The organism is Nitrospira sp. Vd2 (genome assembly GCF_979581665.1).
On record NZ_CEFZSK010000030.1, the window covers coordinates 1 to 17,707 of the forward strand.

16 protein-coding genes and 1 pseudogene are annotated in these 17,707 nt (G+C 62.4%); all 17 read left to right on the forward strand.

What is annotated here, in order from left to right; translation table 11 throughout:
- The first annotated feature begins 71 nt into the window (after positions 1 to 71).
- The 17 genes and pseudogenes from AC1U7K_RS11955 to AC1U7K_RS12035 all read left to right on the forward strand — a co-directional run bounded on the left by AC1U7K_RS11955 (position 72) and on the right by AC1U7K_RS12035 (position 17,658).
- On the forward strand, positions 72 to 1,025 hold the full coding sequence (locus AC1U7K_RS11955; RefSeq protein ID WP_480251564.1) for a Gfo/Idh/MocA family protein: 954 nt from the start codon (positions 72 to 74) through the stop codon (positions 1,023 to 1,025).
- Positions 1,026 to 1,206: 181 nt separating this feature from the next.
- Complete coding sequence (lpxB, locus tag AC1U7K_RS11960; protein WP_480251565.1) at positions 1,207 to 2,337, forward strand: lipid-A-disaccharide synthase; 1,131 nt, start codon at positions 1,207 to 1,209, stop codon at positions 2,335 to 2,337.
- Entirely contained in the window at positions 2,334 to 4,067 is a 1,734-nt protein-coding gene (gene msbA, locus AC1U7K_RS11965; RefSeq protein WP_480251566.1) for a lipid A export permease/ATP-binding protein MsbA, read from the forward strand. The genes lpxB and msbA overlap by 4 nt, the downstream gene beginning before the upstream one ends.
- A 4-nt stretch (positions 4,068 to 4,071) precedes the next feature.
- The gene (locus AC1U7K_RS11970) at positions 4,072 to 4,692 is read left to right on the forward strand and encodes a lysophospholipid acyltransferase family protein (RefSeq protein WP_480251567.1); all 621 of its coding nucleotides are present in this window, start codon (positions 4,072 to 4,074) and stop codon (positions 4,690 to 4,692) included.
- A 114-nt stretch (positions 4,693 to 4,806) separates the two neighbouring features.
- A complete protein-coding gene (locus AC1U7K_RS11975) occupies positions 4,807 to 6,123 on the forward strand; it encodes a 3-deoxy-D-manno-octulosonic acid transferase (RefSeq protein ID WP_480251568.1) in 1,317 nt (438 codons plus the stop codon).
- 1 nt (position 6,124) lies between these two features.
- A complete protein-coding gene (gene lpxK, locus AC1U7K_RS11980) occupies positions 6,125 to 7,216 on the forward strand; it encodes a tetraacyldisaccharide 4'-kinase (protein WP_480251569.1) in 1,092 nt (363 codons plus the stop codon).
- Between the two features lie 18 nt (positions 7,217 to 7,234).
- Positions 7,235 to 9,067 (forward strand): lipopolysaccharide heptosyltransferase II, encoded by a 1,833-nt coding sequence (gene waaF, locus AC1U7K_RS11985; protein WP_480251570.1) that lies wholly within the window; start codon positions 7,235 to 7,237, stop codon positions 9,065 to 9,067.
- Positions 9,068 to 9,095: 28 nt separating this feature from the next.
- Complete coding sequence (waaF, locus tag AC1U7K_RS11990; protein ID WP_480251571.1) at positions 9,096 to 10,139, forward strand: lipopolysaccharide heptosyltransferase II; 1,044 nt, start codon at positions 9,096 to 9,098, stop codon at positions 10,137 to 10,139.
- Entirely contained in the window at positions 10,136 to 11,167 is a 1,032-nt protein-coding gene (locus tag AC1U7K_RS11995; protein WP_480251572.1) for a glycosyltransferase family 9 protein, read from the forward strand. Before waaF (AC1U7K_RS11990) ends, AC1U7K_RS11995 begins: the two co-directional genes overlap by 4 nt.
- Positions 11,160 to 11,912 carry a glycosyltransferase family 2 protein gene (locus AC1U7K_RS12000; protein WP_480251573.1) on the forward strand — a complete coding sequence of 251 codons (753 nt, stop codon included), beginning with the start codon at positions 11,160 to 11,162 and terminating at the stop codon, positions 11,910 to 11,912. The genes AC1U7K_RS11995 and AC1U7K_RS12000 overlap by 8 nt, the downstream gene beginning before the upstream one ends.
- A gap of 30 nt (positions 11,913 to 11,942) precedes the next feature.
- The gene (locus tag AC1U7K_RS12005) at positions 11,943 to 12,788 is read left to right on the forward strand and encodes a glycosyltransferase (protein WP_480251574.1); all 846 of its coding nucleotides are present in this window, start codon (positions 11,943 to 11,945) and stop codon (positions 12,786 to 12,788) included.
- A gap of 20 nt (positions 12,789 to 12,808) precedes the next feature.
- Complete coding sequence (locus AC1U7K_RS12010; protein WP_480251575.1) at positions 12,809 to 13,576, forward strand: glycosyltransferase family 2 protein; 768 nt, start codon at positions 12,809 to 12,811, stop codon at positions 13,574 to 13,576.
- 17 nt (positions 13,577 to 13,593) lie between these two features.
- Positions 13,594 to 14,718 carry a glycosyltransferase family 4 protein gene (locus AC1U7K_RS12015; protein WP_480251576.1) on the forward strand — a complete coding sequence of 375 codons (1,125 nt, stop codon included), beginning with the start codon at positions 13,594 to 13,596 and terminating at the stop codon, positions 14,716 to 14,718.
- Positions 14,719 to 14,775: 57 nt separating this feature from the next.
- The gene (locus AC1U7K_RS12020) at positions 14,776 to 15,039 is read left to right on the forward strand and encodes a hypothetical protein (protein WP_480251578.1); all 264 of its coding nucleotides are present in this window, start codon (positions 14,776 to 14,778) and stop codon (positions 15,037 to 15,039) included.
- 3 nt (positions 15,040 to 15,042) lie between these two features.
- On the forward strand, positions 15,043 to 16,086 hold the full coding sequence (gene rfaQ, locus AC1U7K_RS12025) for a putative lipopolysaccharide heptosyltransferase III (protein WP_480251579.1): 1,044 nt from the start codon (positions 15,043 to 15,045) through the stop codon (positions 16,084 to 16,086).
- A 302-nt stretch (positions 16,087 to 16,388) separates the two neighbouring features.
- Positions 16,389 to 16,640, forward strand: a pseudogene (locus AC1U7K_RS12030) (nucleotidyltransferase domain-containing protein); the annotation flags it as partial.
- A 130-nt stretch (positions 16,641 to 16,770) separates the two neighbouring features.
- Positions 16,771 to 17,658 (forward strand): glycosyltransferase, encoded by an 888-nt coding sequence (locus AC1U7K_RS12035; RefSeq protein WP_480251580.1) that lies wholly within the window; start codon positions 16,771 to 16,773, stop codon positions 17,656 to 17,658.
- Positions 17,659 to 17,707 lie beyond the last annotated feature (49 nt).

A 17,707-nucleotide genomic window follows, 5' to 3' on the forward strand; every position in this document is an offset into this window, starting at 1 on the left:
AGGACACCACCAATGCACAACTTATTCCACGTACTTCAGAGACAGGACACTAGCGAGTCCCGAATCACGGCATGAAAAAAATTCGAGTCGGCGTCATCGGCGTCGGACATCTGGGACAGCACCACGCGCGGCTCTACGCGCAATTGCCGAATGCCGAGTTGGTCGGCGTCGTCGAGACCGATGCCAAACGCGGGCAGGCGGTGGCCGAACGCTACAAGACCCAGCTGTACTCGGATGTGTCGCGCCTGCTGAAGTCCGTTGACGCGGTAAGCGTCGCCGTGCCGACTTCCGCACATCATGTGGTGGCGAAAGCGTGCCTGGAGGCCGGCGTGCACGTGCTGGTGGAAAAACCGATCACCGTGACCGAGAAGGAAGCCGCCGATCTGATCGACGTGGCACGCCGACGGTCCCTCACCTTGCAGGTCGGGCACATCGAGCGGTTCAATCCCGCGATGCGCGCCGTTCGACCGCACATCGGGAAACCGGGCTTCATCGAATGCCATCGGTTGGCCCCGTTCGGTGACCGCGGGACCGACGTCGATGTCGTCCTCGATCTGATGATCCACGATCTCGATATGGTGTTGTCGTTCAATCCGGGCTCGGTGGAAGAAGTGCGGGCCGCCGGCATCCCGGTGCTTTCCCCGGCCGTCGACATCGCCAATGCCCGGATCGCCTTCTCCAGCGGCTGCGTCGCGAACTTTACCGCGAGTCGCGTCTCCACCACCCGGATGCGGAAGCTCCGACTGTTCCAGCGCGACAGCTACGTCACGGTGGACTATCAGGCGCGGCAAGCCGCAATCTTGCGCCGGCGCGTCGGTCCCAATCAGCGGCCCGAGATTCAAATGGAGCCGGTGACGACGACCGACGAGGAACCGCTCAAGCTGGAGCTGGAAGCCTTTCTCCAGGCGGTGGGGTCCGGGCGTTCCCCGGTCGTCACCGGCGAGGACGGCGCCGCGGCCTTGCGGCTCGCGCACGAGGTCCTCGACGCGATCGGAGAGTTCGTGAAACGACACACGACGGAATAAAGATGTTCGACGTTCGAGGTTCGAAGTTCCGAATTAGGATTGGAAACCCAGTGCACCACCTATGACGCGGAAACATTCCAAACATCCTCGTCCCTCTTCCAACCTCGAACCTCGAACTTCGAACCTCGAACGCCTTTCTCCTTCTGAACTTCGAACCTCGAACCGTGAACATTCTGTCGGCATGCCGCGGATTCTGATCGTGACCGGTGAGGCGTCCGGGGACTTGCACGCGGCGAATCTTGCGCTCGCGATCAAGTCCCTCGATCCTAATGCACATATGGTCGGCGTGGGGGGCGCGAGGATGCGCGCCGCAGGCGTCGAACTGGTGGACGGCATCCCCGCGATCGACATCATTGGTCTCGTCGGCCCACGTGGGGCGCGAGCGGTGATCGAGCGCGTGCTGAAAGTCCGACGCCTGCTCGAGACGGAACGGTTCGACGTGGTCGTGTTGATCGACAATCCCGGGCTGAACTTTCATTTCGCCCGGATCGCGAAAAAGGCCGGGCATCGGGTGGTCTATTACATCACGCCGCAGGTCTGGGCGTGGCGGCCCGGCCGTATGCGATGGATGCAGCGCCGTGTGAACCATGCCGTCGTCATCCTGCCGTTCGAGGAAGAGCTCTACCGGCGAGCCGGCGTGCCGGTCACCTTCGTCGGTCATCCGTTGTTGGATGCGGTGGCGCCGTCATATGACCGGTCGGAGCTGCGCAAGCACTTTGGCCTTGATGTCGGCCATCCGGTCCTCGGCTTGTTGCCCGGAAGTCGAACCGGTGAGGTCACGGCCCTGTTACCCGTCATGTTGCACGCGGCCGCCCGCTTGCTGCAGCAATACCCCTCCATGCAGTTCATCGTCGCACAGGCCGGCTCGATCGACGAGGGCTTGATCGAGCGGGTGCTGGCGAAGAGCGGCGTGAACGTGCGCGTGGTGAAGAATCAGGCGAGTGAAGTGATGGCGGCCGCCGACGTGCTCTTGGTCGCCTCCGGGACCGCGACGCTGCAAGCGGCGATCATCGGCACACCGATGATCGTGGTCTACCGCGTGCCGTGGCTCACGTATTGGATCGCGCGCTGGCTCATCCGCGTCAAATGGATCAGTTTGGCGAATCTGGTGGCCGGCCGTGCCATCGTACCGGAAATCATCCAGCAGGATGTGACGGCCGAACGACTGACCGAAGAAGTCGCGCATCTCTTGCGGGACCGAGCGGCCTATCGGCAAATGCGTGAGGCGCTCCTCGGCGTTCGGGCCTCACTCGGCCAATCCGGCGCGTCTCTTCGGGCCGCGTCGGTCGTCCTTGCCGAGGCACGCGCATGACGCTCTTTCTCCGGTTGATCCGGTGCTTCCGGCATTACCAGTTCCGGCTGGTCATGGCGATCATCTGCTCCGCCTTGGTCGCCGCCTTGACGGGGGCGTATGCCTGGTTGGTCCGGCCCGTGCTCGACGGCATCTTCATCAACAAGGATGAATTCCTGTTGATGGTGTTGCCGATCGTCATCCTGGCCGTCGCGGCTCTGAAGGCGCTGTTCAATTACGGGCAGAACTATTTGATGAACTACGTCGGCAATCAAGTCGTGAGCGACATCCGCGAGCAGTTGTTTCTGCAACTGATGCGTTTGCCCATCCCTTTCCACGACGCCAACACCTCCGGCCGGTTGGTCTCCCGGGTGATCAATGACGTCAATCTGATGACCAACGCCGTGGCGGGCGTCGTCAAGGATCTCTTTCAACAAGGCTTGACCTTTGTCGCCATGTTGGCCGTGATCTTTTATCAGAACTGGAAACTGGCCGCCGTCTCGCTCGTAGTCGTGCCGATTTCGATGCTGACGATGGTACGGATGGGCAAGCGGCTCCGCAAGCTTGCGACCCGCGGGCAAGAGCGAATGGGCGACATGGCGTCCACGCTCCAAGAAACCTTGGCCGGCATCCGGATCGTCAAAGCGTTTGGTCGCGAGGAGGCCGAAGGGAAGCGGTTTCGGCGCAGCAACGAGGCCTTTCTGCAGATGACCATGAAGGCGATTCAGGTGTCCTCGCTGGGCAGCTCCCACATGGAGGTGATCGGGGTCGTCGGGGTCGCCGCCATCATTTGGTACGGCGGCTTCTTGGTGATCGAGGGCACGATGACGCCCGGGGCGTTCTTCTCCTTTCTGACGGCCATGTTCATGGCGTACACGCCGATCCGCCGGTTGTCGGGCGCCAACAACTCGATTCAGCAAGCCCTCTCGGCCGCCGAGCGCATCTTTACCGTGCTGGACTTGGAAAGCGAACGGGCCCTGGACCAAGGGCGCAAGGAGTTGAGACGGATGACCCGCTCGTTGGAGTTTCGCGGCGTCACGTTCCACTACGATGGTCACGACGTGCCGGCTTTACACAAGATCGATCTTGCGATCCATGTCGGCGAGGTGGTGGCGCTCGTCGGCAGCAGCGGAAGCGGAAAGACCACCGTGGCGAGTCTCATTCCGCGTTTCTACGAACCGAGCGAGGGCGCCTTGCTGATCGACGGGCACGATGTTCGGCAGTACACCCTACAGTCCGTGCGTCAGCAGATCGGCATTGTGTCCCAGAACACGGTCTTGTTCGACGAGACGGTGAAGTACAACATCGCGTACGGCCGCCCCGCGGCGACCGATGACGAGATCATCAATGCGGCCAAGGCCGCCTATGCGCACGACTTCATCATGCGGTTGCCCGACGGCTATGACACGGTGATCGGAGAGAACGGCGTCAAGTTGTCGGGCGGAGAGCGCCAGCGGCTCGCCATTGCCCGGGCCATTCTCCGCGATCCGCCGATCCTGATTTTGGATGAAGCGACGTCTGCGCTGGATTCGGAATCGGAGCGCATCGTCCAGATGGCGTTGTCGAACCTCATGAAGAACCGCACGACGCTTGTCATCGCTCACCGGCTCTCGACGATTCAAAGCGCGGACAGAATTGTCGTGATGGAGCGCGGCTCGATCGTCGAAACCGGCACACATCAGGAGCTCCTTGCGAGAAACGGGGCGTACAAGCGGCTCCATTCGATGCAATTCCAGGACGTCGATCAATAATACGATGAAGTCTGCGCTCGTGAATCACTTGATCCTTGCCGCAGCGCCGCTGTTCGGTGCGACGATCATTCGCCTGCTGCGCGCCACGATGCGAATCAAGACGGAAGGCGCCGAGCCGATCGACGCGCTGTATCGGGAAGGAAGCCATGTGATCGTCGCCTTTTGGCACGGCCGGCAGTTGATGATGCCACTGGGGTATCGCGGGCGCGAAGTGTATGTGCTGATCAGTCAGCATCGCGACGGCGAGCTGATCGCCCGAATCGTCGGTCGGTTCGGGTTCCGTGCGGTGCGTGGCTCCTCGACCAGGGGTGGCGTCGCCGCGTTGCGCCAGCTCATTGCGCTCGGGCGTTCCGGTGTCGACCTCGCGGTCACGCCCGATGGCCCGAAAGGTCCCAGACAGGTCGTGCAGCCGGGCGTGATTCAGTTGGCGAAGGCAACCGGCCTGCCGGTCGCTCCGCTCACGTTCGCCTGCTCAAAAAAAAAGTCTTTGCGAGCTGGGATCGGTTCGTGGTGCCATATCCCTTCAGCCGTGGCCTCTTCATATGGGGCACGCCCATCCGGGTTGCCGCCACGGCGACCGCGGACGAGATCGAGGCGAAACGTCGGGAGCTGGAGTCGGCCCTGAATCACATCACCGCGGAAGCGGACGAGCGGGTGCTACGTTAGGGCAGTTAGTTCCGTTAAGTCCGTTGGGTCCGTTAGGCTCTTATATAAGCGGACAAACTACGTCTCGTAAACCATGTGGTATCTCGCCTACAACATCGGGCTGCTCCTTGCCTCGCCGGTGATCCTCGCGATGCTGCTCGCGAAGAAGCGGTGCCGGCGCGGATTACCGCAGCGGCTCGGGCGCATCGCGCGAGAAGCGACGGACCGACCGGTGATCTGGGTTCATGCGGTCTCGCTCGGCGAAGTCGTGGCCGCCGTGCCGCTGGTCCGTCAACTCCACGACCGCCATCCTGACAGCCGCATCGTGGTCACGACCGTGACCGAGACCGGACGCGAAGCGGTGGAGCAACGACTGGCAGGAATCGCCGAACACCGCTATGCGCCCCTCGACTTTCCGTGGGCCGTGCGCGCCTTCATCTGCGCGCTCGACCCTCGGCTGTTCATCTTCGTCGAAACGGAGCTGTGGCCGAACCTGCTTCGCACCCTCGCCCGATGCGGCGTTCCGGTCGTCCTTGTCAACGGGCGGCTGTCGTCGCGCTCGTTCCGCGGCTACCGGCTGGCGCGTCCCTTCATGCGACAGATCCTCGGCGGCGTCTCGGCACTCCTGATGCAGTCGGCGCGGGATGTGGCGAGAATCGTGGCGCTGGGCGCGCCGCCCGATCGCACACAATGCACCGGCAACATCAAGTTCGACCAACCGATGGCGGCCGCTTTACCCGTGACTCTGACCAAAGAGGTCCTGCTCCACGACGGTGAGGATCTGCTGGTCGCCGGCAGTACCCATCCGGGAGAAGAAGAGGCGTGGCTCCGAATCTATTCGATCCTGCTCACCGAGTTCCCCTCGCTGGTCTTGCTGCTCGCACCGCGGCACATCGAGCGGGCGGACAAGCTCGAGGCAGCCGTCGCCGGGCAAGGGTTTCGGGTGGTGCGTCGGAGCAGGATCGCGGAGTCGGCGAAAGTCGGCCCGGGGCCGCGGGTCATGATTCTTGATACCCGCGGGGAACTCGCAGGCGTGTATCGATACGCGGTCGTGACGTTCGTCGGCGGGACGCTGGTGCCGGTCGGCGGGCACAATCTGTTGGAGCCGGCGGCATGGGGAAAGCCGGTCTTCTTCGGGCCGCATACCGATCATTGCGCGGAGATCGCGACCCTGCTGCAGGAAGCGGGAGGCGGAAGGCAGGTCGTCGATGCCGAATCGGGTGCGATAGCGGTCGCCGCGGTTCTGAGAGATCGGGACGTGCTTCACCGAATGGGCGAAGCGGCACGACGTGTCGTAGCGCAGAATCGCGGAGCGCTCGATCGCACGCTTGACGCCCTCGAAAAGGTCATCGCGGGGCAGTGCACGAATCGTTCGATCGGTCGTCCGACTATGACGGTCATGCAGGGCTGACGTGAGCCGGGCGCCCGTGCTCGGCCCCTCGCTCTTCAGCCGCCGACTCGCGGCACTTGCCTCTCTGCCATACGCCGTCGTGACGGCCGCGCGAAATCGGCTGTATGATGCCGGATGGTTGCCTCAGTCGTGCCTGCCGTGTCGCGTGATCAGTATCGGCAATATCACGGTTGGTGGCACCGGCAAGACGCCCGTCGTCATCTGGACGGTGAATCGGCTCATGTCGGCGGGGTTCCGTGTCGGCGTCCTGAGCCGAGGGTACCGTCGTCAAGGTGCTGCTGCCCGGCTGCTCGTCTCGGATGGCCGAAGGACCTTGGCTGATGCGATAGAAGCGGGCGATGAGCCGTTCTTGATCGCATCCCGGTGTCCCGGCGCGATCGTGGCGGTCGGCGCCGACCGCGCGGCGTTGGGTTTCTGTGTGCTCGATCGCCACTCGATCGATTGCTTCGTGCTCGACGACGGATTTCAACACCGCCGCCTGCACCGTGATCTCGACTTGGTGTTGGTCGATGCAAGCGATGGCGACGGGCTTCAAGGTCTGCTGCCGCTGGGCCGGCTTCGTGAACCGTTGTCGTCCCTGCGGCGGGCGAGCGCGGTGCTGCTCACGCGTGTCGAGAAAAGCCCGGAGATCGAGCCGATCAAGACCTTGCTCCGTGAGGGGATCGGCCGCCCGGTCGAGCCCATCGAGATTGCCTTCCGCGTCGAGGCGACGGTTGATGTCGTCACCGGGGCGGTCAGCGAGTTGCGGCGGGCAGCCGGCACGCGAGTCGTGATCTTCAGCGGGATCGGCAATCCCGCGAGCTTTCGGCATCTGATCGACCAGGCCGGGTTGAAGGTGCTCGATGAAGTGGTCTTTCGCGATCATCATCACTATACCGAGGCCGATCTTGCGTCGATCCGTCACCGTGCTCAACAGGTGCGCGCGGACCTGATCGTGACGACCGAGAAAGATGCGGTGAAGATCCGGCGTTTCGCGGACGGAGCACCAAGGATCATCGCGGTTCGGCTGGATCTCGATATCCTGTCCGGCCGGGAGCGGTTGGAGCGACTGATCTTGGGAAGTGCGAATGAGGTGCCGAGTCCCGAGTCCTAAGTGTTGAGTGTAAACAAGATGAATCGGACACCACAGGCACAATTCCTGGCCTCTGCTCAGCACTCAGCACTCAAGGCTCAGCACTGTTCCCGGATTCTCATCCGGGCCACGAATTGGATCGGCGACGCGGTGATGACGGAGCCGGCTATCTCGGCCTTGCGGGGGGCGTATCCCACGGCGAGGCTCACCCTGTTGGCGCGTCCCGCGATCGCTGATCTCTTTCGCGCGCACCCGTGGATCGATGAGATCATCGTCTACGAGCATCGCGGGCGTCACGCCGGGTGGATGGGCAAGTGGCGTTTGGCCCGGGAACTACGGGCGCGTCACTTCGACCTTGCCCTGTTGCTCCAGAATGCGTTCGAGGCCGCGGTGATCACCATGCTGGCCGGTATTCCCCGCCGGTATGGCTATGCAACGGACGCGCGGGAGTGGCTCTTGACCGATGCCGTCCGCATCGACCCCGCCACGCTTCGGGAGCACCAGACTCGCTACTACCTCGATCTCTTGCGCCCGCTCGGCATTGATCGGCCCACCTCGGCGCCGCGGCTGTTCGTGACGGCGGAGGAAGATGAGGGGGCCGGCAAGCGGCTGCGCGAGGCGGGTGTTCAGGACACCGACCTCATTATCGGCATCAATCCGGGCTCGACCTATGGCGGCGCCAAACGGTGGCTCCCGGATAGGTTTGCGGAGACAGCGGACCGGTTGGGCCAGACGTTCGGCGCCCGTATCGTGATCGTCGGTGCACCCGGTGAAGAGTCGTTAGGAGAACGGATCGCCGGCTGGATGCGCTCGACGCCGGTCATTATGTCCGGTCGCACCACGATCCGTGAATTGATGGCGGTCATCAAGCGCTGCCATTTGTTCGTGACGAACGATACCGGTCCGATGCACATTGCGGCGGCCTTCGGTGTCCCCGTGATCGGCGTCTTCGGCCCGACGGATACCCGCACGACGGCCCCATTCGGCGATCATCACGCCATTGTGCGGCGGCCGGTCGAGTGTTCGCCCTGCCTATTGCGCGAGTGCCCGATCGATCACCGTTGCATGACCCGGCTGACGGTCGACGATGTGTTTCATGCGGCTGCCGACAAGCTCCGAATGCTGAAGGGGGAACGCTCAATGCGGAATGTATCCGAGTCTTCTCCGTCTTCCCCCGACGATGCAGGACCTGCGAGTCAAGAAGACACGGCCGGCTCACCATCTCGCCGGCGCGCCCAAACATGGCGTCACTTATCCGTGACGCCGGGCGCCTCAGCACTCAGCACTCAGCACTTTCTGTTAAAGGGCGTGACGATCTTTCTCGATCGCGACGGGACCGTGAACGAGGACACCGGGTACATCAAAACACCGGACGAATTGCGGCTCCTGCCCGGCGTTCCCGAGGCGATTGCGCGGCTCAACGAAGCGGGGGCCCGTGTCGTGCTGATCACGAACCAGTCGGCCATCGCACGCGGTATGTTGACCCCATCCACCCTTGGCCTGATTCACGCGCGGCTCGCTGAGCTGCTCCAAGCGCATGGGGCTCGGTTAGACGGCATCTTTCATTGTCCTCATCATCCGGACGACGCCTGCGGCTGCCGCAAACCGCAACCCGGCATGATAAAGCAGGCGGCACAGCAATTGGGGATCGACCTCGGCGCCGCGTACATGGTCGGGGATCAGCGGTGTGATGTCGAACTCGCCCACCGAGTGGGAGCGCGTGCGGTCCTGATCACGACAAGCCCGGCCAGCAGGCAGGCATTGCACGAGTTGCAGCGCAACGGGCTCCCCCCGCATCATGTAGCCCAGGGCCTCCCTGGCGCAGTAGAGTGGATCTTGCGGGACTGGGAAGACAGGCGTCGCTCCGCGTGAACCGGTTTTTGCGATTCACGAAGGACGAGTGAGATTCACCGCGATGCAGCGCATTCTCATCATCAAGCCGAGTTCCCTGGGCGATGTCGTCCACGGCTTGCCGACGTTGCAGGCATTGCGGCGCCGTTTTCCGAGCGCCGAGATGCATTGGCTGGTCAAGCGCGAATGGGCGGGCATTCTCGAACGGGCCGAGGGTCTGCATCGGATTTGGACGGTGGCGCGAGGAGTGGGAGGCTGGCTGTCGGTGGTGCCAAGCCTCAGAGCCGAGCGGTTCGATGTCGTACTGGACCTGCAGGGTCTGTTCCGCAGCGCGGCGCTTGCCTGGCTCACCGGCTGTCCCCGCCGCATCGGATTCGCGAATGGCCGTGAAGGGAGCCCCTTGTTCTATACGGATCGCGTGCCGGTGCCGACTCCCGAGATGCATGCCGTCGATCGATACCTCCTGCTGTCGGCACGGGCCGGTGCCCCAGTGCCCGATAAGGTCGAGTTTCGCTTGTGCCCGACGGCGGCGGATCGAGAGCACATCAACGCGCTGCTCCGGCGCCAGGGGCTAACGCCCGGTACGGTGTGGATCGCCGTGAATCCGGGGGCCCGCTGGGTGACCAAGCGCTGGCCGCTCGGGTCCTTTGCGCAGGTGGCCGATGCGATTCAGAACAGCGGTCTTGGCCGCGTGGTGCTGATCGGAAGTGAGAGCGATCGTGCGGCAACAGAGACTGTGAAGCAGGCGATGCGGTCGATCCCGCTCGACCTCACCGGCTTCGTCAGTCTCACGCACTTACCGGCGCTCCTCGCCTCGTCTGCATTGCTCATCACCAATGACTCCGGCCCCATGCACGTCGCGGCGGCCGTCGGCACACCGGTGGTGGCCTTGTTCGGTCCGACGAGTGCCGCGCGGACGGGGCCGTATGGCGGCGACCACACCGTCCTGACGTCGGACGTTCCGTGTCGGCCCTGTCTGAGCCGGCACTGCCAACAGGCAGACCCGCTCGTCTGTCTGACGTCCATCACGTCCGAGACGGTCGTGGCTGCCGTCCGGCAACGGTTGCCCCAGCGGCTGGCCCAGTTCACGTGACACCGCAACTCCGGCATATTCTGTTGGTTCGCCCGGACGGCCTTGGCGATGAAGTGCTGTGTTTGCCGGTCGCCTCCGCGGTTCGTCGCGCGCTGCCCACGGCACGGGTGACCTTTCTCTCCACCGCCTACGCCGCTCCCTTGTTCGAGCACCATCCCGATGTGGACGGCGTAATCGGCCTCACCGGAGACGAACGCCTGACTGAGTTGGTGAAGATCTTTCGGCGCGGCTTCGATGCGGCCGTGTTTCTCAAGCCGTTCCGGCGCCTCATGCTCGCGGCCTGGTTGGCTCGCGTGCCGATCCGTGTAGCGACCGGGTATCGTTGGTACGGCATGCTCGCCAATCGGCGCGTCTATCAGCACCGGAGTGATTTCTCGCGTCATGAGACGGAGTACAATGTCGGCTTGCTCGCCGGCCTTGGCCTACCTGTTGACACCGTCGTTCCGCCGGCACTGTTCGTCACGCCGGCCGAGCGCAAAACGGCCGAGACCCGACTAGCGGTCCTTCCCCCGCCGCGCGTGATCCTCCATCCCGGAGGCTTTGCGGCCAGGACGTGGGCGGCGGAGAACTATTGGTCGTTGGCCCGTGCGCTCGCGAAGGAGGGCGTGAGCGTCGTCTTCACAGGCAGCCCCGCGGAGCGCGGGCGATTCTGGGAGGTGCTGAAGGGTGCGACGGCCGAAGCCGGCATGTTGGATCTGATGGGGCAGTTGTCTCTGCGGGAACTCATGGGCGTCATCGCGGCGTGCGATGTGGTCGTCTCAGGCGCGACCGGACCCGCCCACCTCGCGGCGGCGCTCGGCGTGCCGACCGTGAGCCTCTTCGATCCGCGCCGGAACAATCTGCCCACGAGATGGCGGCCCCTCGGGCTCGGTGTCGTCCTGCGCCCCGACGTGCCGACCTGCGAGAAATGCATCTATCAGGCGTGCCCGTATTGGGACTGCTTGGATCGGATCACGCCGGCGCATGTGGCCTCGCACGTCCGTGCCGTCGCGGCGGAGCGGCACTCGTTGCAGGTCGTGCATGTCTAAGGTGTCGGCGTACGTCATCGCCTATAACGACGAGCCGAACATGCGGCCGTGTTTGGAGTCGCTCACCTGGGCCGATGAGATCATCGTTGTGGATTCGTTCAGTACGGATGCCACGGAAAAGATCGCGCGCGAGTTTACCCAGCACGTGTATCAGCACGAGTTTCATGGCTTCGGGGACTTGCGGAATACGGCGGTCGCGCATGCGACGCACGAGTGGATTTTCAGTTTGGACACGGACGAGCGTGCGACACCGGAGTTGCGCGACGAGGTGCGACGGGTGATCGGACGATCGGACGCCGCCGACGCCTATTTCGTCCCGCGGAAAAATTATTTTCTCGGGCGCTGGATTCGCCACTGCGGCTTTTACCCCGACTATCGCCAGCCGCAGTTGTTCCGCAAAGGCCGCCTGCGGTATCGACAAGAGATGGTTCATGAGAGCTTCGATCTCGAGGGCCGGACGGGTTATCTGCACGAACACGTCCTCCAGTATCCGTTTCGCGACATCGATCAGTATTTGATGAAGATGGACCGCTATTCAGAGTTGATGGCCCAGCGGATGGCCCGGGATGGCCGGTCATTTCATGCGCACCAGCTCGTGTCGCATCCATGTTTTACGTTCTTCAAGATGTATATTGGGCGGGCCGGCTTTCTGGACGGCATGCCGGGTCTGATCCTGTCCGGCCTCTACGCCTACTACACCTTTATTAAATATGCCAAGCTGTGGGAGATGACGAGGAACGGTTAAGGCGACCTTAACCTCATCGTGACGTAACCGATGAAGATCAGCGGCTTCAGCATTTGTCGCAACGCGGTCAAGTTCGACTACCCGATCGTGGAAGCGATCCGGTCGGCGTTGCCGCTGGTGGATGAGTTCGTGGTGAACGTCGGACAGTCGGACGACGGCACCCGCGCGCTGATCGAATCCATTGGCTCGGAGAAAATTCGCATCGTCGATTCGTTCTGGGACGACGGCATGAAGAAGGATGGCCTGTTGTTCTCCCACGAGACCAACAAGGCGCTGGCGCAGTGTCGGGGGGACTGGGCGCTCTATCTGCAGGCCGACGAAGTCTTGCACGAGCGCGATTACGAAACGATCCGCCGCGCCTTGCAGGCTGAACTTGCCAATCATGCCGTCCTCGGGTTCACCTTCCGGTATCGCCACTTCTACGGCGACTACTGGTCGCTGAACCCGTGGTTCTATCATCGTGCGGTGCGCGTGATTCGGAACAACGGCGAGGTGGAGTCGTGCGGCGACGCGGTCGGCTTTTGGCTGAAGGCCGATCAAGGCTATCTGCAGAGCGTCCACAAAGATCGCGTGCGGCCGTCGGGCGCCACGATCTACCATTACGGCTGGGTGAAATCGCCCAAGGTGCTTTTGGAAAAATTTCGGTACCAGGTCGCGCGCCATCATGGCGATCAGCCTGGCCCCGAACAGGCGGCGCTGTTAGCGAAAGAGGCGTATGAGTTCGACGAATACCGCATCATGAAAAATTTTACCGGCCGCCATCCGTCGGTGATGCGCGACCGCGTGGCTCAGTACCCCAGACTGCAGCGTCACCGAAATCGATGGCTGGAACCCGCGTTCTACCGTGAGATCATGCGGAAAGGCTTTCGCGGATAGGCTAAGGTTGACGGTTGGCTATGACTCTCGCCGTCGTGGTGATTACGAAAAACGAGGAGCGCAATATCGAGGCGTGTTTGGACAGCGTCCGTTGGGCGCACGAGATCATCGTCGTCGATACCTGCAGCATCGATCGCACCGTGGAGCTGGCGCGCCGATATACCTCCAAAGTCTTCGTCCGACCGTGGCCAGGGTACGGCCTGCAAAAGAATTTCGGGATCGACCAGGCGACCGCCGACTGGATCCTGATTCTGGACGCTGATGAACGCGTGTCCGAGCCCTTGCGCGATGAGATCCGGACGGTCATTCGGACGGGACCGGTGGATATCGCGGGCTATGAGATTCCCAGACGAAACTTTTTTTATGGTAAGTGGATTCGGCATAGCGGCTTCTATCCCGATCGCCAACTGCGGTTGTTCCGGCGGTCCGCCGGGCGCTACGACAATGTGCTGCTGCATGAGCATTTGCGCGTGAACGGCGGGATCGCTCAATTGTCGGCGGCGCTCGATCATATCAGCATGCCGACCGTCGGCCACCACGTGCGCAAAATGATGCACTACACGACGCTCGGCGCTCAGGAGAAGCTGAAGCGGCGGAGCCGAATCGGTGTCCTCGACATCGCGGGGAGCCATATCGCGACCATTCTGCGGACCTATGTTTTTCGCCGGGGCTATCGTGACGGCATTCATGGCCTGATCGTCGCGCTGTTTGCCGGTATGCACACGTTCGTGAAATATGCGAAGGCGTGGGAGATGGTTTGGGAAAGGGGGAAAGGTGGAAAGGGGTAAAGGGCCTGCTTTGAGCCATGCGCATCGGCATTGACGCAAATCCCATTATGCGCCATCGAGGCGGCATCGGCTGGCACACGTATCACCTGTTGCGCCACCTCATTGAGGTGAAGGACGATGACACCGAGTACGTGGCCTACGTCGAGCGAGGTCAGGCGAACGCCGAGGTAATGAGAGAGCCATGGGCTCGGTCCTCGCGGCTTCGCTGGGTCGAATCGCCACGGTGGCTGATGCCGCTGCGCGGGCGGCTCGATCGCTTGGACCTCTACCATGGACCCAACTTCAAGCTGCGCACCCAGGGACGGTGCGGCGGTGTCGTGACGATTCACGATCTGTGGCTGGACCGGTTTCCGCACTATTCGCCGAAACTGTTCGGGCAGCGCCGGTCGTTCCGGAAAACGAAACGAACGGCGTTGCGCGCGAAGAAGGTCATTACCGTCTCCCGTTACTCGGCACAGGACATCACCGATCTGTGTGGCGTGCCGCCCGAGCGGATCGCCGTGATCTACAACGGTGTCTCGGAAGAGTTTCACCCCGGTCGCCGGCCGGAGATCATTGCTCGTCTGAAAGCGAGAACGTCGTGGCCGGCCGAGCGATTTATCCTGTTTGCGGGCGGTGCCGATCCGCGGAAGAATCATCGCGTCTTGATTCGCGCGTATGCGGAACGGGCCGAGAGCCTCAGGCCGTATCTGCTCGTCATGGCAGGGAGTGGCGAACACCGGCTTGGCAACATTCGCGAGACGGCCTCGGCATACGGCGTCGGCGACCGGGTCATCTGCACGGGGCCATTGAACGTCGAGGAACTCATCGCGCTCTATGCGCAGGCCGAGGTCTTCGTCTTTCCGTCTCTCTATGAGGGATTCGGCATGCCGGTCGTGGAAGCGATGGCCTGCGGGGCGCCCGTGATTACCTCGAACACGACATCGCTGCCGGAAGTTGCGGGGGATGCGGCCATGTTTGTGGACCCGCAGGATCATGACGGGCTCGGGCGCGCGCTGCTCGAGGTGCTGACCAAGGCCGAGGTCCGCGACGCGATGCGGGCGAAAGGATTTGCGCGAGCCAAGCAGTTCACCTGGCACGCGGCGGCCGAGCAGACATTGGCTGTCTATCGGGAAGTGTGCACGATGCGGTGTTCATCGTGAATCGTCATTCGACTTGTATCAAGATTGCCGAATTGTAGGGAAACCGCGCATCGAGCCATGCTCAAGGAAACGTTCGACACCGTGTTGGCCGAGATGCTGAAGGCCATTCACCGTCACTACGGAGAACGATTGGTCACGGATCGATTGCGTGAATTGGCAGAAATTTCAAAGTCGCTCCGCAAGGATCGGGAGTTGGCTTTTTATAGCGATATCGATTTTATCCCGACCGAGGAACACTCAATCAAGGAAGGGCAGCAGGCTTACGAAGGAGCGAAGCGCGTGCTCGAGGTAGCGAGACGTGTGATCCCCGGACCGTACTGACCAATGACGCCCCGCACTATTCTCGTCATCAAACTACGCTATATCGGTGACGTACTGCTCGCGACGCCGGTCCTGCACGCGCTCCGGGAGCGATGGCCCGAGGCCCGGATGACGATGCTCGTCAATCCCGGCACCGAGGACGTAGTCCGATGGAATCCTGATCTGACGGAGGTGCTGACCGTGCCGCGTGCGGGATGGTCCGCCTCGATGCGTTTCGTGCATGAGCTGCGTCGGCGGCGGTTCGATCTCGTCATCGACCTCACGGACGGGGATCGCGCGGCGTTTCTTGCCTGGTGGACGGGCGCGCCGATTCGAATCGGGATCAACGAGGAACGGCGATGGCGCGGGCGGCTCTACACGACGGTGGTCGACACGCCAAAGCAGAGGCATCGCATCGAACGGGATCTCGAAACCCTTCGCCCCTTGGGGCTGGCTCCGAAACCCGTGCCACCAATTCTTCGGACCGCCGAGGATGATGAGCGGCGCGCGGAGGAAGTGCTTCGGGCGGCAGCGGTTCTTGGGAAGCCGGGCAGGCAGCCGCCGCTCGTCATGCTGCATCCGGGGGCCCGCTATTGGTTCAAAGCTTGGCCGGCCGACCGCTTTGCGGAGGTGGCTGACCGCTTGATCCAGACCTATGGCTGCCGGGTCATCATCGGAGGCGGCGTGCAAGAGCGCGTGATGGCCGATGAGCTGGTTCGCCGACTCGGGGCGACCGTGATCGACGTGGCAGGCCGCATCGATCTGCTGACATTCGCGGCCGTGCTCAAACGGTGCGCGCTCCTCATATGCAACGACAACGGTGCCATGCACATGGCGGCGGCGCTGGGTGTTCCGGTCGTCGCCTTGTTTGGGCCGTCGGACCCCGCGGAATGGGGGCCGCGCACAGATCATGCGATCGTCCTGTACAAATATCTCGACTGCCGGGCTTGTTTCCATCCGACCTGTCTCCGCGGCGAGGAGAATTGCATGCGACAAATTACCGTCGATGAAGTCTTTCGAGCGGCCTGCCGGCTGCTTGGTGAACGGGAACCGGTTCATGTCGGCTAATCCATTGGTCAGTGTCGTCATTCCGATCTTCAACGACGCGCGGTGCGGTGTCGATTGGCAGCACAGCCTCGATTCACGCTACGACCGTGGCGAGCGTTGCTTCCTTTTTTATGCTGAAACGCCTGAGGTTCATGCGTTATGTTGGCCGATTCACTGGCGCGTCGATCAAGTGCCGTGTTATTGAAGCCGGCCGTTATGGTTCGTTGTCAAGGTACACCGATTGCCCTTGAGAGAACCGTGAATCAGGATCCGGTCATACAGGACTTCTTGATGGGCATCATGTCCGTCCGCCACAAGTTCGCAAGGTGATCTTGTTCGGGTCGCGAGCACGGGGCACGCACAGGGTCGATTCCGATTATGATCTGTTGCTGGTTGTCTCCAAAAAAGACAACCGCTTGGTAGATGCGCTGTATGAGGCGGTCATGAACGTTTTATTGGCGCACGGTCGCCTGGTCTCTCTCAAAATTTTCGAACAAGACGAGTTCGATCACCTGCGGGCGTTGCAAACGCCATTCATGGAACGGATTCTCGCCGAGGGCGGTACGGTTGGATAAGACACAAAGGAAACTCATTCGCGCCTACCTGTCCAAGGCCGAGCACAAGCTCCGGCGTCGCTCGCGACTTGGCGAAGCATGTAACTGAAGTGGCCCGCTACCTGTCGGCACTCGAGAACCCATAAGTCCCATGCCTCTTGTCTCAGTCGTCATTCCGGTCTTCAACGGTGCGCCCTTCGTGGCCAAGGCCGTGGAGAGCGTCCGCGCGCAGACGGTGAAGGATGTCGAAATCCTCGTCGTGGATGACGGCTCGACGGATGGGACCCAGCAGGTCCTTGCCGATTTGGAACGCACGCAGGGAATCGTCTGGTTTCAACAGCATCACGGCGGTCCCGCGCGATCACGGAACACAGGGCTGGAGGCGGCGAAGGGCGAATTCGTCGCGCTGCTGGATTGCGACGATGTGTGGTTGCCGGAGAAGCTCGAGGCCCAGTTGGCCGTGATGCGTGATCCCGGCATCGGTCTTGTCCATACCAACTACGAGGTCGTGGATGACGCCGGCCGCGTGCTGGAACGGGTCCATGCCGGCCGCAGCCCCGAGCCGCTCGTGCAGGCGTTCGCGGGCGGGCACGTGGCACTCCCGTCCACGCTGCTGATCCGTCGTGCAGTCCTGGGGAAGGTCGGCGGGCTGCGGCCGGAGCTGTATGGCTCGGAAGACTCGGATCTGACGATTCGGCTGTTCGCGGTCACCCGCTTCGGCTGGGTCGATCGCGTGCTGGTTCGAAAGCTCCAACGCGGCCATGGATACCGCGATATGGCGTTCGATGAAGTGACGCACAAGGCAAAAGTGCTGTCGAGCCGCGAGCGATTTTTGACCGCGCTCGAAGAACGGCCTGCCTTGACGACCGAGCAGCGAGCCGCGCTGGACCGGGAATGGGCGAACTATTTTCTCTTGCGCGGCCGGTTGGCCGAGCAGCAGGGGCGGCGAGTCGAGGCACGGCAATACTACAGCCGGGCCATTGCGTACGCGCCGTCACGGCTGCGAGGGTATACACGGTGGCTCAGAACCTGGATCTAGTGTCCTGTCTCTGAAGTACGTGGAATAAGTTGTGCATTGGTGGTGTCCT

Coding starts and splice junctions, on each gene's coding strand:
- AC1U7K_RS12020 (WP_480251578.1), top strand. CDS start 14,776: ATGCTCAAGGAAACGTTCGACACCGTGTTGGCCGAGATGCTGAAGGCC.
- AC1U7K_RS12035 (WP_480251580.1), top strand. CDS start 16,771: ATGCCTCTTGTCTCAGTCGTCATTCCGGTCTTCAACGGTGCGCCCTTC.
- lpxB (WP_480251565.1), top strand. CDS start 1,207: ATGCCGCGGATTCTGATCGTGACCGGTGAGGCGTCCGGGGACTTGCAC.
- AC1U7K_RS12005 (WP_480251574.1), top strand. CDS start 11,943: ATGAAGATCAGCGGCTTCAGCATTTGTCGCAACGCGGTCAAGTTCGAC.
- AC1U7K_RS12000 (WP_480251573.1), top strand. CDS start 11,160: ATGTCTAAGGTGTCGGCGTACGTCATCGCCTATAACGACGAGCCGAAC.
- AC1U7K_RS11955 (WP_480251564.1), top strand. CDS start 72: ATGAAAAAAATTCGAGTCGGCGTCATCGGCGTCGGACATCTGGGACAG.
- AC1U7K_RS12010 (WP_480251575.1), top strand. CDS start 12,809: ATGACTCTCGCCGTCGTGGTGATTACGAAAAACGAGGAGCGCAATATC.
- AC1U7K_RS12015 (WP_480251576.1), top strand. CDS start 13,594: ATGCGCATCGGCATTGACGCAAATCCCATTATGCGCCATCGAGGCGGC.
- AC1U7K_RS11970 (WP_480251567.1), top strand. CDS start 4,072: ATGAAGTCTGCGCTCGTGAATCACTTGATCCTTGCCGCAGCGCCGCTG.
- msbA (WP_480251566.1), top strand. CDS start 2,334: ATGACGCTCTTTCTCCGGTTGATCCGGTGCTTCCGGCATTACCAGTTC.
- AC1U7K_RS11975 (WP_480251568.1), top strand. CDS start 4,807: ATGTGGTATCTCGCCTACAACATCGGGCTGCTCCTTGCCTCGCCGGTG.
- rfaQ (WP_480251579.1), top strand. CDS start 15,043: ATGACGCCCCGCACTATTCTCGTCATCAAACTACGCTATATCGGTGAC.
- waaF (WP_480251570.1), top strand. CDS start 7,235: ATGAATCGGACACCACAGGCACAATTCCTGGCCTCTGCTCAGCACTCA.